Origin of the sequence: Sulfitobacter delicatus, assembly GCF_900102535.1 — a bacterium.
GTDB lineage: Bacteria > Pseudomonadota > Alphaproteobacteria > Rhodobacterales > Rhodobacteraceae > Sulfitobacter > Sulfitobacter delicatus.
The window spans coordinates 578389-594922 of the sequence record NZ_FNBP01000001.1; the positions used below are offsets into that span (position 1 = coordinate 578389).

Genomic DNA, 16534 nt, shown 5'->3' on the forward strand with positions numbered 1-16534 from the left:
TTGGCTAGCCTTCGGAAAAGTAAGACATCAGGGGAGAAATTCATGAACCGTTTGAAAAGCTTAATGACCGGGGTGGCTGCTGCCACGCTCGCCGTCGCCGCAACTGGCGCTTGGGCAAAGGAGGACATCACCGTTGCCCTTCAGCTTGAGCCGCCACATCTCGATCCTACGTCCGCTGCCGCAGGGGCCATCGACTCGGTCCTCTATTCGAATGTCTTCGAAGGGCTGACCCGATTTATGGGCGATGGATCGGTCGTGCCGGGTCTGGCGGAATCTTGGGAGATTTCCGAAGACGGGCTGACCTATACCTTCAAGCTTCGTGAAGGTGTGACCTTCCATGACGGCTCTACGATGGACGCCGAAGACGTGAAGTTCACGCTCGACCGGATCAACGCCGAAGACAGCGCAAACGCGCAAAAAGCGCTCTATTCCGCGATTTCCGAGGTCAATGTGATCGACCCGCAAACTGTCGAGGTCAAACTGAGCGAGCCGAACGGCAACATGCTGTTCAACCTCGCATGGGGCGATGCTGTGATCGTGGCACCGGAGTCCATCGAAAATATCAAGCAAACCCCCATTGGTACGGGCGCCTTTAAGTTCGACGATTGGAGCCAAGGCGACAAAATCACCCTATCGCGCTACGAAGACTATTGGGGCGAGCCTGCCACCTTAGAAACCGCGACGTTCAAATTTATCTCGGACCCAACTGCAGCTTTCGCCGCGGTGATGGCAGAAGATGTGGATGTCTTCGCCGGCTTCCCCGCCCCAGAGAACATTCCGCAGTTCGAAGCGGACCCGCGCTTTCAGGTTCTTATCGGCTCGACTGAGGGAGAGACCATCCTCTCGATCAATAATAAGCAGGCGCCCTTCGACAATGTGAAGGTGCGTCAGGCGGTGGCGCATGCCATCGACCGGCAGGCGATCATTGACGGTGCCATGTTTGGTTATGGCACGCCCATCGGCACCCATTTTGCACCGCACAACCCCGACTATGTCGATCTGACCGAGATGAGCGGCCACGATCCGGAAAAGGCGAAAGCGCTACTGGCTGAGGCTGGGTTTGAAGACGGGTTCGAGACTACATTGCACCTGCCCCCACCCTCCTACGCCCGCCGTGGCGGTGAAATTATTGCCGCGCAGCTGGCCGAAGTGGGCATCAAGGCGGAGATCACCAATGTAGAATGGGCACAATGGCTAGAGACTGTTTTTAAGGGCAAAGACTTTGGCCTGACCATCGTTAGTCACACCGAACCGATGGACATTAATATCTACGCAAACCCGGACTACTATTTCCAGTACGACAATGCCGAGTTCCAGTCTTTAATTGCGGAGTTCAACAAGACTGCCGACCCTGCGGCCCGCAGCGAGATGCTTGCCAAAGCACAGCAGATGATCGCTGAGGATTACGTAAATGGCTATCTGTTCCAGTTGGCTTTCCCGACCATTGCGAAGGCCGATCTGAAAGGTATTTGGAAAAACGCGCCGACCCAAGCCACAGACCTGACGGCGGTCAGCTGGAGAGAGTAAGCCTCTAATTGGTTGTTAAACAAAAAAAGGGCGCGCTGATAAGCGCGCCCTTTCTCAATAAGCTAGGTGAAGTTAATCTTTACCGCGCAGGCCGGCAGCGGCCTCGCTTACAAGTGCGTCAGGGTTCTGCGAACAAGCAACGGCGAAATCTTCCATTTCCTGCTCCATGTCGGAATCGACCATTTCGTCAGCCGACTCAGAATCTTCGACAGCTTTGACGTTGTCGATCATCGAACCTTCGGTCTCTTCAGCGTCTGTCGCTTCAGCTGCGGAGATGTCGCTTGGCTCAGTGCCGTCGTTTTTCGTTTCGGTGATCATCGAACCACCGTGGCCGCCGTCTTCCAGCTCAGCGATCGCCATGGAAGCAACTTCCATTTTGTCTTCATCGCTCAGGTCCTGGTACTGGGCGCAGGTCATGGTTGCCATGTCCAAATGCGCGGCGGCGAAAGCGGGTGCGGATACGGTGCCCAGAAGGCCGGCAATCGCAAGTGTTTTCAAAGTCGTTTTCATTTCTATCTCCTTGTTTCGCTGTTCTCCCGAAGACAACCCGAACTGGGCACATTGGTTCCCGCAGCTTTTATTGAACCGGCGGATAACTGGTGATCGTCGAGCTAAACGCCTGATAAATAGGCTTTGTCCGACCGTCGGGGAGGCGCTCACGCTTCCGTGACCGGATGGCGGCAAGAAAATGCAGAATGCGCCCGTCAATCGTTCTGACCCCTCTGGACCCTTCCGACGCCGCCGCCTAACCTCCGCGCTATGCTGCGTTATACCGCGAAGAGATTTCTTTCCTTGCTTATCAGTCTGGCCGTCGCCTCGCTGGTGATTTTCGTCGTGATCGAAGTCGCCCCCGGTGACCCGGCTTCCTTTATGCTCGGGATGAACGCACAGCCCGAAACCCTTGCCGCTCTGCGCACAGAACTGGGGCTCGACCAGTCTCGGCTGGACCGATACCTCGCATGGGTGGGCGGTATGCTGACCGGTGATTTTGGCACCTCCTACACCTACCGCACGCCGGTGACCGAGATGATTGGAGACCGGCTTTGGGTTTCCGTACCGCTCGCGATCTATGCCTTGGCGCTGTCTATCATCGTGGCCTTCCCCGCGGGCATCTACGCCGCATCGCGCCGTGGTGGCGCGGGGGACATCGGTGTGATGGGAGCGACGCAGTTGGGGGTCGCGGTGCCGAACTTCTGGTTCGCAATGATCCTCGTGCTGATTTTCTCGATTAACCTACGTTGGTTCTCGGCTGGTGGTTTTGTGGGGTGGGACAAGGGGCTTTGGGCCGGGCTGCATGCACTCACCTTGCCCGCTATCGCATTGGCCCTGCCACAGGCGGCGATACTCGCACGGGTGATGCGCTCGTCTCTCCTGGATGTACTGGGTGAAGATTTCATGCGTACGGCGCGGGCCAAGGGGCTAACTGCGCGACAGGCGCTTTGGCGGCATGGGCTGCGCAATGCACTGATCCCGGTGCTAACGATTATCGGGCTGCAATTTTCCTTCTTGCTCGCCGGGTCGATCATCATTGAGCAGGTCTTTTACTTGCCCGGCCTTGGGCGGCTCGTCTTCCAGTCCATCTCGGCCCGCGATCTGATTGTGGTCGAGTCTGTCGTGATGCTCTTGGTCTTCTCGGTGATCGTGGTGAACTTCCTCGTCGATCTGGCCTATGCCGCCGTCGACCCCCGGCTCAGGGCACGTACATGAACCGCAATCTGATCCTTGGCGCCACGCTAACCGCCGTGTTTCTGCTGGCCGCGCTCATCAGCTTTGTCTGGACGCCCTATGACTACGCCGGGCTCGACATCGCCAACAAGTTGCAGGGGCCCTCGGCGGTACATCCGCTTGGCACGGACCACTTTGGGCGCGACATTCTGAGCATGATCATGGTCGGCGCGCGCACGTCCATTGCAGTGGCGCTTGTGGCGGTGGGCATTGGGATGGGGGCCGGTGTGCCGCTGGGGCTCTGGGCAGCAGCGCGGCGAGGCAGTCTCGTGGATGAGATCATCATGCGTGGCAATGATCTGGTCTTTGCCTTTCCGGCCATTGTCATCGCCATTCTGATTACAGCGGTTTTTGGAGCAGGCGCCATCAACGCCATTATCGCCATCGGCATTTTCAACATTCCCGTTTTCGCCCGCATCACGCGCGGGGCGGCGCTGTCTCTGTGGCAGCGGGAATTCATCCTTGCGGCACGTGTCGCCGGCAAATCCGCCGCGCGGATCTCGGCAGAGCATATCCTGCCCAACGTCGCGAACCTGCTTATCGTGCAGGGCACCATTCAGTTCTCCCTTGGCATTCTGGCCGAAGCGGGGCTGAGCTATGTCGGTCTTGGTGCCCAGCCGCCGGTGCCGTCTTGGGGCCGGATGCTGGCAGATGCGCAGACGATGGTGAGCATCGCGCCGCATATGGCGTTAATGCCCGGGTTTGCGATTATCCTGACGGTGTTGGGGCTAAACCTGATGGGCGACGGGCTGCGCGATTTGCTTGATCCGCGGCTGAGGGTGGCACGCACATGACGCTTTTGACTGTTTCCAACCTCTCGCTGTCGATCCACGGTCTGCACATTCTCGACGGGGTAACCTTCTCTGTCGATCCCGGTGAGATCGTCGCCGTTACGGGGGAAAGCGGCTCGGGCAAATCGATGACCGCGCTGGCGGCGATGCAGCTGTTGCCTAAGGGGACGACGACTACCGGCCACATCATGCTGGGCGACGATGATCTGACGCAGATGAGTGAAGCGGCGCTTTGTAACATGCGCGGCAACGACATCGGCATGGTCTTCCAAGAGCCTATGACTGCGCTGAACCCGGTGCAGTCCATCGGGCGGCAAGTGGCTGAAACCATCCGCGTGCATGACAGCAGCATTTCCCGCGCCGAGGCCGAAGCGCGCGCCGCGGAGACCCTAGAGCGTGTCGGCCTTCCGCAAGAACGCTTCCCTCTGTCGCGATTTCCGCACGAACTCAGTGGCGGCCAGCGACAGCGTGTCGTGATCGCCATTGCCATCGCCCTGCGTCCCCGCCTGCTGATCGCCGATGAGCCCACCACTGCGTTGGATGTAACCACGCAAGCGCAGATCCTGCAGCTGCTCACGCGGCTTGCGCGCGAGGATGGAATGGGCCTGTTAATGATCACCCATGACCTCGCGGTCGTGGCAGATATGGCCGATCGCATTATCGTCATGCGCAAGGGTCAGATTGTCGAACAGGGCGAGACACAGAGCCTCCTCCACAACATGCAGCATCCCTATACGAAGATGCTCTTTGACGCCTCGCGGCATGAGGTCAACCTCCCCGAAGCGCCTGCGCCTGTGCCGCTGTTGGAGGTCAAAGATGTCTGCCGAGACTACCGCTTGCCGCGAAAAACGCTCTTCGGTCAGCCCGGCCAATTTCGCGCCGTAGACAACGTTAGCTTCACATTGAACCGTGGCGAACGGCTGGGACTTGTCGGCGAGTCCGGTTGTGGGAAATCGACGCTAACGCGGGCGATTCTGGGCCTCGAGCCGGTTCAGGAGGGCAGTATCCTATTGGATGGCGAGCCGGTCTTTACCGGAACAAAGCCCAATCTGAATGTCCGTCGTAAGCTGCAGGTGGTCTTCCAAGACCCTTTCGGCAGCTTCAATCCGCGCCATAGGGTCGACCGTCTGGTGACCGAGCCATTTCACCTGCTCGACACCCCGCCCCAAGGCGCGGAGCGAACCCGTGCGATTGATGAGGCACTCACCGCCGTGGGGCTGAGACCCAAAGACGCCCGCAAATACATTCACGAGTTTTCCGGCGGCCAGCGCCAGCGGATCGCCATTGCCCGCGCGCTCATCATCCGGCCAGAGTTGATCCTTTTCGACGAAGCTGTCAGCGCCCTCGATGTCTCTGTCCGGGCGCAGATCCTCGACCTTCTGGCTGATCTATGTGGCCACTATGACCTCACCTATCTCTTTATCTCGCATGATCTGTCAGTCGTGCGCAGCGTGACGGACCGTGTCTTAGTGATGAAATCCGGGCAGATCGTTGAGGCAGGCGAAACGGCGAAGGTCTTTGATGCGCCGCAACATGCCTATACCCAAGCGCTGATCGCTGCCGCACCCGTGCTGCCCGACCTGTCGCAAGCGACAGGTTAACGGGCCGATTGATCGAAACGGCAAACCGTCTTAACCTGTTTAGGAGATTCCCGCACTGCGAGCGTGGCCGTCACCTGGCCCCTCACGCAAAGTGGAATTTCCCAAGACGGTTCAATTGCCTAATCGTCTTGGCGCTCTACTTGTGCATGCAATGGCGTCCGCCTAAAGGGTGGGCCGCCAATATAACAATGGGAGACATCTTATGAAAATGTTCAAAATGCTCGCGATGACCGGCGCCATGGTAGCTGGTTCCGCGGCCATGGCTCAGGAAAAGTTCATCACCATCGGCACCGGTGGCCAGACGGGCGTTTACTTCGTCGTTGGTCAGTCGATCTGCCGTCTGGTGAACCGCGGCACTGCGGATCACAACCTGAAATGCACCGCGCCGTCGACCGGCGGCTCCATCGCCAACATCAACGCGATCAAAGCGGGCGACATGGACATGGGAGTTGCCCAGTCCGACTGGCAGTTCCACGCCTATAACGGCTCCTCGCAGTTCGAAGGCGATAAGTTCGACAACCTGCGCGCGGTTTTCTCTGTGCATGGTGAGCCGTTCAACGTGATCGCCCGTGCCGACAGCGGCATCGAGTCCTTTGACGATCTCAAGGGTAAGCGCGTCAACATCGGCAACCCCGGTTCCGGCCAGCGCGCCACCATGGAAGTCGTGATGGACGCCAAGGGCTGGACGCTGGACGATTTCGCTCTGGCCTCCGAGCTGAAGCCTGCTGAGCAAGCGGCTGCTCTAGGCGACAACAAGGTCGACGCGATCATCTACACCGTGGGCCACCCCAACGGTTCCATCCAAGAAGCCGTATCGACCATCGACGCCAAGCTGGTGCCGGTCGACGGTGACGCGATCCAAGGTCTGATCGACGACAACCCATACTACGCCGAGGCCACCGTGCCGGGCGGCATGTACAAGGGCACTGACGAAGACGTCAAAACCTTCGGCGTGAAAGCGACATTCGTCACCTCCGCTGATGTTGACGAGGACGTGGTCTATCAAGTGGTTAAAGCGGTTTTCGACAACTTCGACCGCTTTAAGCGCCTGCACCCTGCCTTCGAAAACCTGACCGAAGAAGAAATGATCTCCGGCGGTCTGTCGGCTCCGCTGCACCCGGGCGCCGAGAAATACTACAAAGAGCAAGGCTGGATCGAATAATCTTCTAGTATTTGCGTGACATAACAACTCTGGCGGCGGTACGCTGCCGTCAGAGACCCAACAAAGAAGAATAGAAGCACCCGTCATAAGATGGGGCTGACAGGGGGACGATATGTCGGAGAAGGACCAGCAAAAGGCGGCTGCCGTCGAGACCGCTGCAACCGGTGATCGCGGCGGATTAAGTCAGGCAGAACTTGACGAACTTGTTGCTTCTTCTGATACGGGCGGACGCGCTGTTGCGGGCCCCATGGGCACTCTTTTGCTGTTGGTGGCACTCGCTTGGTCGCTGTTTCAGCTCTATATCGCTTCGCCCTTCGGCCTGTTTAACGACACGCTTGCGCGGTCCATCCACCTCGGCTTTGCTGTTTTCCTTGGCATTATGGTCTTCCCGGCCACGCGCACCAGCTTTCAGGTGGCGCTTGGTGTCATCGTGCCTATCGTGCTCGCAGCCCTTTTCATGGCCAGCACAAAGGATTCGACCGCCGTTTGGTGGATCCCGATCCCGGCGCTTTTTGTCATCGCGACAGTGCTGCTCGGCTCACCTAAGAACCGCATCCCAATCTGGGAATGGGCCTTGGCCATCGTCGGCACCTTCTGTGCGCTTTATCTCTTCATTTTCTACCGCGAGATTGCCAATCGCGTCGGCGCGCCTATCCTGCCTGACTATATCGCAGGCGTCACTGGCCTGCTGATCCTGCTCGAAGCCACGCGCCGCGCGCTCGGGCCGGCTTTGATGATCGTGGCGAGCCTATTTCTGTTCTACACCGTGCTCGGCCCCTATATGCCCAGCATTATCGCGCATAAGGGCAACAGCCTGTCCGAGATTGTGAACCACCAGTGGATCACCACCGAAGGCGTCTTTGGCATCGCCCTTGGTGTTTCGACCTCTTTCGTCTTCCTTTTCGTGCTTTTCGGTTCGCTGTTGGACCGTGCAGGCGCGGGCAACTATTTCATTCAGGTCGCCTTTAGCCTCATGGGCCACATGCGTGGTGGACCGGCGAAAGCGGCGGTCGTGGCTTCGGCGATGACGGGCCTGATCTCAGGCTCCTCCATCGCTAACGTGGTGACCACGGGTACGTTTACCATTCCGTTGATGAAGAAGGTCGGCTTTAACTCCGAAAAAGCCGGTGCTGTCGAGGTGGCCTCTTCGGTCAACGGTCAGATCATGCCGCCCGTGATGGGGGCTGCGGCCTTCCTCATGGTCGAATATGTCGGCATCCCCTACTTCGACGTCGTGAAACATGCCTTCCTTCCGGCGGTGATTTCTTACATCGCACTGGTGTACATCGTACACCTTGAGGCGATGAAGGCCGGGATGCAGGGCTTGCCGCGCGCATATACGCCCAAGCCGCTTGTGCAGCAGCTGATCGGCATCGCATTTGCGATTATCGCGATCTGCGCGTTGTCCTTTGCCGTTTATTATCTGATGGGCTGGATCCGTCCGGCATTCCCAGAAACGGCGGGCTATATCATCTTTGTCTTCCTCACCGCGGTCTATGTCGGGCTGCTCTATGTGGCGAGCAAGGAAGAGCCGCTCAAGCTCGACGACCCGAATGCCGAGGTAACGTCCCTGCCGATGCCCGGGCCCACCGCCCGCTCCGGTTTGCACTTTATCCTACCGGTTGTCGTGCTGGTCTGGGCGCTGATGGTCGACCGTCTGTCGCCGGGCCTCTCGGCCTTCTGGGCAGCGGCTTACATGATTTTCATCCTGCTTACACAACGCCCACTGATGGCGATGTTCCGGGGTGAGAGCCAGTTTGTGAATGACATCAAAGAAGGCGTGTTTGACTTGATCGACGGCCTTGTCACCGGCGCGCGCAACATGATCGGTATCGGCATTGCGACCGCGACCGCAGGTATCATCGTTGGTGCGGTCAGCCAGACAGGCGTCGGTTCGGCGCTGGCGGATGTGGTTGAGGTGCTGTCGGGCGGCAATATCCTTGCGATCCTCTTCCTGACTGCGGTGCTGTCGCTGATACTCGGCATGGGCCTGCCCACCACGGCGAACTACATCGTGGTCTCGGCGCTGCTCGCACCGGTGATCGTGACGTTGGGCCAACAGAACGGTCTGATTGTGCCGCTGATCGCCGTGCACCTCTTTGTCTTCTACTTTGGCATCATGGCGGACGTGACCCCGCCGGTGGGGCTTGCGAGCTTCGCCGCGGCGGCTGTGTCGGGCGGTGATCCGATCCGCACCGGTTTGGTGGCCTTCTTCTACAGCCTGCGCACCGCGGCGCTGCCGTTCCTGTTCATTTTCAACACCGAGCTTTTGCTGATCGGCGTCGGATGGGGGCAGGGGCTGTTCATCTTCGTGGTCGCGACCGTGGCGATGCTGCTCTTTGCAGCGGCGACGCAGGGCTGGTTCCTAACCCGTAACCGTTTCTATGAAACAATCGCGCTCTTGCTGATCGCCTTTACGCTCTTCCGCCCGGGCTTCTGGATGGACATGATCTCGCCGCCCTATAGCGAAGAGGCGCCGACCGAGATCGTACAGGCTGCCGAAGAAACCCCGGCAGGGGAACGGCTGCGACTGCGGGTCTCCGGCGTCAACGACCTTGGGGATCCGTTGGAATTTGTCGCGCTGTTGCCGATTGGGGAGGGCGAAACCGGGGCCGAGAAATTGGAAGCCTCTGGCCTGGTGTTCCGTGAGGATGGCGACAAGATGATCATCGACGACGTGGTCTATGACAGCCCTGCGCAATCTGCCGGGCTCGATTGGGACCAAGAAGTGTTGCGCGTGCTGAAGCCTGTGCCGCAGCCCAGCAAATACTGGATGTTCATCCCGGCGCTTCTGCTGCTGGCGTTAGTGGTCTTCCTGCAACGGGGCCGCGCTGAGCGGACCTCCCGCCAGTCCGCGACAGCCTGAGGAGGGCGCGCTATGTTTGATAACATCTTGCTGACGATTGACCTGAGCGATCCCAAATCTTGGGAAAAGGCTCTCCCACAGTCGATCGACATGATCCGTCTGTCCAAGGGCACGCTCCATATCCTCTCGGTCGTGCCTGACATGGGGACGCCTTTGGTTGAGGGATTCTTCCCGCAGGACTACGAAAAGAAGGCAACCGCGCGGGCTGCGCAGGAACTTGCCAAGCTTGTCGACCGCGAAGTGCCTGATGACATAAAGGTGAAGCAACACCTCAAATTTGGTAAGATTCACCGTGAGGCGCTAAAAACGATAAAGAAATCAGATGCTGATCTGGTCGTCATGGGCTCCGAACATCCTGACAAGCTACGAGAATTTCTCGTCGGCTCAAATGCAGACCGAATCGTGCGTCGTTCCCCTGTTTCCGTTCTGGTCGTGAGGGCGTAAGAGACGTGAATCGCGGAATGAAGCAGGGAAATGTTCCAATGCGCCGCGTTGCTCGGAGTATTCACGCATGACCCCCTTCGCCATCGCCGGCGTGCAAATGTACGTCAACGCCCTGCAGCCCAATGTCGACGGCATGATTCACCGGCTCGACATCCTGATGGCGCGCTTCCCTTGGACGCAGATGGTGCTGTTCTCCGAGCTTGCGCCCTTCGGCCCGCTGGACCGTTTCGCTCTGCCGCCAGAGAACGAGACGATTGAGGTCTTCCAAGCCGCCGCGCGCAAGCACCGGGTCTGGCTGATCCCCGGCTCGATGTTCCTCAAGCACCCCGAAGATGGCCGGGTCTATAACACCTCGGTCGTGATCAACCCCGAAGGTGAAGTGGTGCGCCGCTATGCCAAGATGTTCCCCTTCCGGCCATATGAAGCCGGGGTCGCGGCGGGGAATGAATTCTGCATCTTCGACGTGCCGAACGTGGGCCGCTTTGGCCTGTCGATCTGCTATGACATGTGGTTCCCCGAGACCACGCGCCAACTGACCTCGCAAGGGGTCGAAGTGCTGCTGCACCCGGTGCTGACCGGCACGACCGACCGCGATGCGGAACTTGCCATCGCGCGGGCTACGGCGGCGCAGTTCCAGTGCTATATCTTCGACGTGAACGGTCTTGGCGCGGGCGGCGTGGGCAAATCCTGCGTCGTCGACCCGACATCGATGGTTCTGCACCAGTCTGCGGGCCAAGAAGACATGTTCCCAATCGAGATCGACCTGAACATGGTGCGCCGCCAGCGCGAGACCGGGATGAAGGGTCTGGGCCAGTTGCTGAAATCTTTCCGCGACCGGTCGACTGATTTCCCGATCTATGACCGCGAAAGCGGTGCTGACGCCTATCTGAACACGCTCGGCCCGCTCGAAATCCCGCAACAGGGCACCCGCGCCGGTCTGCACGTAGATGTACCGGGCCAGCAAGTGCCCGCCGAGCTTCCCGCCTACAAGGGCAAGAATGGTTTCCCACCAGAGCCTCTTGCCAGCCCCACCGCGGGCACCGCGCCCGAAGTGGCGCAGTCTCCGGCGCCTGCCGCACCCGCTGCGGCGACGCCTAATCCACCAACCCCGCCCGTCACCGTCGGGCAGAATGACAATACCAGCGGCTAGACCGAGGTAAGGTTCGCGCGTTTCGCAGCCTGATGCATCGGTCGGCCCTCCAGCAGAGGACGCCTGATGCATTCCATGAACGACTATTCCTCGGCCATACAACTGCGTTCTGACCGGTGGAGCGCGCTGCGCGCCGCCACCACCGCTCTTGCGCGAGATGCAAAGGGAAAGGGCGCAGCCGCAGGGCGCAAGGATATCGAGGCGCTGTTCGACTCACTTGCTCTGATCGAGCCCTATTGGGCCTTTCCGGGCATGGGCGCTTTTGACCACATGCGCCGGCAATTCACCCACGGGAATTATGAGGATCTGGCTTTTGCCGTTAACCGTGTGACCCGCGCCCTGACCACCGGCGCCTACCGGCGCCGGACCATCCCGCTGGAGCGGGATTCGCTGGATCAGGACGAACACGACGACGAGGCCATGCAGCCACCCGAGGCGCGTGCACTGGCCAAGCCCTATTTCGAAGTGCTGATTGTCGACAGCGTGAACGAGCATCAGGAACGCTGGCTGCGCAACAACGTGAGCCGCATGCGCCGTCCAGAGGATCCGTTCATCTATGAGGCGGTGGTGGTGCCCAGCCTCGAAGACGCGCTCATTGCGGTGATGTTCAACCACAACATCCAAGCCATCGTGGTGCGCCCCGGCCTCACGCTGAAATCCAAAGTGGATCAGTCAATCCTGACCCGCTACCTCGCCCGCGCCGGAGGCCGAGACGAGATCGACGCGCTGCATCCCGAAAGCTATGGGCCTGAACTGTGCCGCATGATCGCCAAGGTGCGCCCCGAATTGGACGCCTATCTTGTGACGGAGCGCTCGGTTGAGGATATCGCGGGCCTTGATCTGGGGATCTGTCGGCGGGTTTTCTACAACCAAGAAGACTTTATGGAACTGCACTTGAACATCTTGCGAGGAGTGCAGGCGCGGGCCAAGTCGCCCTTCTTCACCGCGCTGGTGGAATATTCCAAACAGCCGACGGGCGTCTTTCACGCCATGCCAATCAGCCGCGGTAAATCGATCACCCGAAGTCACTGGATTCAAGATATGGGGGCCTTTTACGGGCCTAACATCTTCCTCGCAGAGACTTCAGCAACGTCGGGCGGACTCGACAGTCTGCTTGAGCCGCATGGACCGATCAAAGAAGCGCAAGAACTCGCCAGCCGGGCCTTCGGCTCTAAACAGACATTTTTCGCCACCAACGGCACCTCGACCTGTAACAAGATCGTCGTGCAGGCACTGGTGCGGCCCGGTGACATCGTTCTAGTCGACCGCGATTGCCACAAGTCGCATCACTACGGCATGGTGCTGGCGGGCGCACAGGTCAGTTACCTCGACAGCTATCCGCTCAATGAATACTCGATGTACGGCGCGGTACCGCTGCGGGAAATCAAGGAGCGGCTATTGGAGCTTAAGGCCGCGGGCAAGCTTGATCGCGTGCGCATGCTACTGCTGACCAACTGCACCTTTGACGGGCTGGTCTATAACGTCGAGCGGGTGATGGAGGAATGTCTGGCGATCAAGCCAGACCTGATCTTCCTCTGGGATGAGGCGTGGTTCGCTTTTGCCCGGTTTAGTCCCACATATCGCCAGCGCACGGCGATGAACGCGGCCAATGTGCTGCGCGAAAAGTTCAAATCCGAAGCCCATGCCGCGGCCTATGAAGAGCAGCAGAAAACGCTGAAGGATGCAGACGAGGAGACCCTGCTGAACACCCGTCTGATCCCACCGCCGCAGGCGCGGGTGCGGGCCTATGCAACGCAATCGACCCACAAGACGCTGACCTCTCTGCGCCAAGGGTCGATGATCCACGTCAACGATCAGGACTTTAAAGGCGAGGTGGAGCAAAGCTTTCACGAAGCTTATATGACCCACACGTCGACCTCGCCGAACTATCAGATCATCGCCTCGCTTGATGTCGGTCGGCGGCAGGTGGAACTAGAAGGCTTCGAGTTTGTGCAACGTCAGGTCGAAGCGGCCATGTCGATGCGCCGCGCGATCAGTGAACACCCCCTGCTCAGCAAGTACTTCAAAGTGCTCTCTGCCGGTGACATGATCCCGGAGATGCACCGTGAAAGCGGGGTGACCAGCTATTACGACGTCGAACAGGGCTGGACCGATATGTGGGACTGCTGGGAGCAGGACGAGTTTGTGCTCGACGCGACCCGCGTCACCCTCGCCGTGGGCGGCACCGGCTGGGATGGCGATACCTTCAAGACGCAGATTTTGATGGATAAGTACGGCATCCAGATCAACAAGACCTCGCGCAATACCGTGTTGTTTATGACCAACATCGGCACCACGCGCTCTTCGGTCGCTTACCTGATCGAAGTGTTGGTCGAGATCGCGAAATCACTGGACGAATTGCTCGACGATGCCAGCCGGATGGAACGGCTGTCGTTCGATCGTCGCGTCACCAACCTGATGGATAATTATCCCCCGCTGCCGGATTTCAGCAAATTCCACGATGCTTTCCGCGCAGCGGATACGCCTGAGGGGGACATTCGCACGGCCTTCTTCCTCTCCTATGATGAGAAAAACTGTGACTACCTCGACCTGAACGGCTCACTGCAAGAGGCGATGGACGCGGGAGATACCGTGGTCTCAGCCAGTTTTATCATCCCCTATCCGCCCGGCTTTCCGATCCTTGTCCCCGGACAGGTCGTCAGCCAGGAAATTCTCGACTTTATGCGTGCATTAGACGTGAGCGAGATCCATGGATACCGGCCCGATCTGGGCCTGCGCGTCTTTACAACCGATGCGCTGAGCCGCGTACGCGGCAAAGACCTTTCTTCTTCACCCGTTTGACCAAAAGGACCAACGACATGGCAACAATCCTCAAAAATATCTCTGAAATCCGCCGGTTCTTTCACCGAAACGAGGACCCGGTCTATTTCATCTCGGCCACCAACTTTAACCTGTTGGGCTTGGATGAATGGGTGAAGAACTTCAAATACATCTGCTACATCGATTGCTACGGCGGCAAGCATCCCAACGTCTTTTGCCCTTCGGAACAGCCGCATGCGGAGTTCCAGAGCATTGAGGACATCAACAACTACCTGCTGCAGCACAAAGAGGTTATCGACTTTATCAAACGCCGTGGCGGCAAGCCCAAATTCGTCTTCCTGATGTTCGACGAAGAAACCGAGCGCCTGTCCAAAGAGCTGGGCGCTGACGTCTGGTTCCCAAAGGCCAAGCTGCGCCAGTCGATGGACAACAAGATCGAAACCGTGCGCATCGGCAACAAGGCGGGCGTGCCTTCGGTGCCGAACGTTCTGGCCGAAGTTAAGTCTTATGAAGACTTGAAAAAGACCTGTGAAAAGGCCGGGATCGGCAATGATCTGGTGCTGCAATCGGCCTATGGCGACAGCGGGCACACCACGTTCTTTATCAAATCCGAAGCCGATTTCCGCCGCCACGAGAGCGAGATCATCGGCGAGGGTGAGATCAAGATCATGAAGCGCATTGATTGCCGGGGTGCGGCGATTGAGGCTTGCGCTACCAAGGAAGGCACGATCGTCGGCCCGCTGATGACCGAGTTAGTCGGGTTTAAGGAACTGACCCCCTATCGTGGCGGCTGGTGTGGCAATGAAATTCTCGCCACCGCCTTCCCGCCCAAGGTGCGCGAAAAGGCGCGTGATCTGACTTTCAAGTTTGGGGAGCAACTCCGCAAAGAGGGTTATCGCGGCTATTTCGAGTTGGACTTCCTGATCGACAAGAAAACTGGCGACCTGTGGCTCGGCGAATTGAACCCACGCATTACTGGCGCGTCTTCGATGACCAACCACGCGGCCTTTGCCCATGCTGACGCGCCGCTGTTCCTGTTCCACTTGCTGGAGTTCTCGAAAAAGAAGTTCAACCTCGATGTGGATGAGCTAAACGCCCGCTGGGCCGATCCGCAGAACATCGATGGCTGGAGCCAGATGGTCATCAAACACACCGAAGACAGTGTCGACATCTGCACCGAAGCGCCAGAGACCGGCATCTACAAAATGAAAGAAGACGGCAGCGTCGTCTTTGACCGCTTCGATTATCACCGCCGCGCGGTGGAATCGGAGAACGAAGCCTTCTTCCTGCGCATCCTTCAGCCGGGTGATTACCGCTATGAAGGGGCCGACATTGGCATCCTCGTGACGCGGGGTCGTTCGATGACGAAGTCTTTCCAGTTGAATGAGCGCGCGAAAAAGTGGATTCACGGGATCAAACGTGCAGTTGACGGCAAACCCCTGCCCACTGCGTCTGCCGGTCCGGAAGTCTCTGACCCGGCTTTCAAGATCCTTTAACGGGTATGAAAGGTCGCGATGTTCTGGCGCGCTTTGTCCGAAGACACGCCCGGCCCCAAGTGGGCCGGTCTCTTCGCGGCCTATTGGCCCGACTACCATGCGTGGTGGCTCAAGGAAGGTGAGGCCGCGCGCCCGACCTATGCCCAGTGCCGCCGCGCGCTTGGCACCCATATGCCGGAACTGCTGCCGCTTTATGACGAGCTTTGCACCCTCGCAGGCGGCGGCGATCATGCCGCGCGGTTCCTGAGCTTCTATTGTCTCCCGCCCTATCTCTCGGCCTGTAGTCAGGCGATTTGGGCGGGCAAAGAGCCGGTCATGGTGCGGAATTATGACTATAACCCCAAGTCCTTTGACGCGATGGTGCTGCGCACGAACTGGCAGGGGCGACAGGTGATGGGCACGTCGGACGGGCTTTGGGGCTTGGTCGACGGGGTGAATGACGCGGGGCTCGCGATTTCGCTCACTTTTGGTGGACGGCGCGTAGTGGGCGAAGGCTTTGGCGTGCCGCTGATCCTGCGGTACGTCTTGCAGACTTGCGAGACCACGGAACAGGCAAGCGAAGTGCTGGCCCGCGTGCCGACGCATATGAGCTACAACGTCACCGTGCTGGACCGCAAACGCAACTACGTCACCGCGATGATGGCCCCGGACCGTCCTACGCTGATCACTCGCGCAGCGGTGGCGACGAACCACCAAGAGAGCGTCGAGTGGATCAGCCACGCGCGCTTTACTGCGACGGTCGAGCGGGAGCGCTATCTGCTTCAGCGGCTGCGCTTGCACCGGGACCCGGAGGAGAAGTTCATAAACGCGTTCCTGAAACCGCCCCTTTATTCGACTGCTTTCAATGCCGGTTTTGGCACGCTCTACACAGCGATCTACCGTCCTCGCAAACGCGAGATGGAGTTGCGCTGGCCGGGCACGGTCTGGCCGCTTTCTCTGTCAGAGTTCACCGAAGGGGGCCGCGAAGTGCTGGTTCCGGGAGCAGCATAAG

General features: G+C 59.0%; 12 protein-coding genes. 11 read left to right on the forward strand and 1 reads right to left on the reverse strand.

Annotated features, from left to right (window positions below; translation table 11 throughout):
• Positions 1–42: 42 nt before the first annotated feature.
• Positions 43–1527, forward strand: a complete 1485-nt coding sequence (locus BLS57_RS02935; RefSeq protein ID WP_093738979.1) for an ABC transporter substrate-binding protein — start codon at positions 43–45, stop codon at positions 1525–1527.
• A 72-nt stretch (positions 1528–1599) separates the two neighbouring features.
• Here BLS57_RS02935 and BLS57_RS02940 read toward each other — a convergent pair whose 3' ends face one another.
• The gene (locus tag BLS57_RS02940) at positions 1600–2037 is read right to left on the reverse strand and encodes an HdeA/HdeB family chaperone (protein WP_093738981.1); all 438 of its coding nucleotides are present in this window, start codon (positions 2035–2037) and stop codon (positions 1600–1602) included.
• A gap of 249 nt (positions 2038–2286) precedes the next feature.
• Between BLS57_RS02940 and BLS57_RS02945 the strand changes: the two genes are divergently transcribed.
• The 10 genes from BLS57_RS02945 to BLS57_RS02990 all read left to right on the forward strand — a co-directional run bounded on the left by BLS57_RS02945 (position 2287) and on the right by BLS57_RS02990 (position 16533).
• Positions 2287–3234 carry an ABC transporter permease gene (locus tag BLS57_RS02945; RefSeq protein WP_093738983.1) on the forward strand — a complete coding sequence of 316 codons (948 nt, stop codon included), beginning with the start codon at positions 2287–2289 and terminating at the stop codon, positions 3232–3234.
• A complete protein-coding gene (locus BLS57_RS02950) occupies positions 3231–4046 on the forward strand; it encodes an ABC transporter permease (protein WP_093738985.1) in 816 nt (271 codons plus the stop codon). Before BLS57_RS02945 ends, BLS57_RS02950 begins: the two co-directional genes overlap by 4 nt.
• Positions 4043–5644: an ABC transporter ATP-binding protein gene (locus tag BLS57_RS02955; protein WP_093738987.1), complete on the forward strand. Its 1602-nt coding sequence runs from the start codon at positions 4043–4045 to the stop codon at positions 5642–5644. Before BLS57_RS02950 ends, BLS57_RS02955 begins: the two co-directional genes overlap by 4 nt.
• A gap of 202 nt (positions 5645–5846) precedes the next feature.
• On the forward strand, positions 5847–6806 hold the full coding sequence (locus BLS57_RS02960; protein WP_093738989.1) for a TAXI family TRAP transporter solute-binding subunit: 960 nt from the start codon (positions 5847–5849) through the stop codon (positions 6804–6806).
• 112 nt (positions 6807–6918) lie between these two features.
• Entirely contained in the window at positions 6919–9672 is a 2754-nt protein-coding gene (locus tag BLS57_RS02965; RefSeq protein WP_093738991.1) for a TRAP transporter permease, read from the forward strand.
• Positions 9673–9684: 12 nt separating this feature from the next.
• Positions 9685–10116 (forward strand): universal stress protein, encoded by a 432-nt coding sequence (locus BLS57_RS02970; RefSeq protein ID WP_093738993.1) that lies wholly within the window; start codon positions 9685–9687, stop codon positions 10114–10116.
• Between the two features lie 67 nt (positions 10117–10183).
• Positions 10184–11266, forward strand: coding sequence for a carbon-nitrogen hydrolase family protein (locus BLS57_RS02975; protein ID WP_093738995.1), 1083 nt, complete (start codon positions 10184–10186; stop codon positions 11264–11266).
• 66 nt (positions 11267–11332) lie between these two features.
• Positions 11333–14068: an aminotransferase class I/II-fold pyridoxal phosphate-dependent enzyme gene (locus BLS57_RS02980; protein WP_093738997.1), complete on the forward strand. Its 2736-nt coding sequence runs from the start codon at positions 11333–11335 to the stop codon at positions 14066–14068.
• A gap of 17 nt (positions 14069–14085) precedes the next feature.
• Positions 14086–15543 carry a biotin carboxylase gene (locus tag BLS57_RS02985; RefSeq protein ID WP_093738999.1) on the forward strand — a complete coding sequence of 486 codons (1458 nt, stop codon included), beginning with the start codon at positions 14086–14088 and terminating at the stop codon, positions 15541–15543.
• Positions 15544–15561: 18 nt separating this feature from the next.
• Positions 15562–16533, forward strand: a complete 972-nt coding sequence (locus tag BLS57_RS02990; RefSeq protein WP_093739001.1) for a C45 family autoproteolytic acyltransferase/hydrolase — start codon at positions 15562–15564, stop codon at positions 16531–16533.
• The last annotated feature ends 1 nt before the right edge of the window (position 16534 follow it).

Bases quoted from the DNA above. Each gene is read 5' to 3' on its own strand.
- BLS57_RS02935 (WP_093738979.1), top strand. From the start codon at position 43: ATGAACCGTTTGAAAAGCTTAATGACCGGGGTGGCTGCTGCCACGCTC.
- BLS57_RS02940 (WP_093738981.1), bottom strand. From the start codon at position 2,037: ATGAAAACGACTTTGAAAACACTTGCGATTGCCGGCCTTCTGGGCACC.
- BLS57_RS02945 (WP_093738983.1), top strand. From the start codon at position 2,287: ATGCTGCGTTATACCGCGAAGAGATTTCTTTCCTTGCTTATCAGTCTG.
- BLS57_RS02950 (WP_093738985.1), top strand. From the start codon at position 3,231: ATGAACCGCAATCTGATCCTTGGCGCCACGCTAACCGCCGTGTTTCTG.
- BLS57_RS02955 (WP_093738987.1), top strand. From the start codon at position 4,043: ATGACGCTTTTGACTGTTTCCAACCTCTCGCTGTCGATCCACGGTCTG.
- BLS57_RS02960 (WP_093738989.1), top strand. From the start codon at position 5,847: ATGAAAATGTTCAAAATGCTCGCGATGACCGGCGCCATGGTAGCTGGT.
- BLS57_RS02965 (WP_093738991.1), top strand. From the start codon at position 6,919: ATGTCGGAGAAGGACCAGCAAAAGGCGGCTGCCGTCGAGACCGCTGCA.
- BLS57_RS02970 (WP_093738993.1), top strand. From the start codon at position 9,685: ATGTTTGATAACATCTTGCTGACGATTGACCTGAGCGATCCCAAATCT.
- BLS57_RS02975 (WP_093738995.1), top strand. From the start codon at position 10,184: ATGACCCCCTTCGCCATCGCCGGCGTGCAAATGTACGTCAACGCCCTG.
- BLS57_RS02980 (WP_093738997.1), top strand. From the start codon at position 11,333: ATGCATTCCATGAACGACTATTCCTCGGCCATACAACTGCGTTCTGAC.
- BLS57_RS02985 (WP_093738999.1), top strand. From the start codon at position 14,086: ATGGCAACAATCCTCAAAAATATCTCTGAAATCCGCCGGTTCTTTCAC.
- BLS57_RS02990 (WP_093739001.1), top strand. From the start codon at position 15,562: ATGTTCTGGCGCGCTTTGTCCGAAGACACGCCCGGCCCCAAGTGGGCC.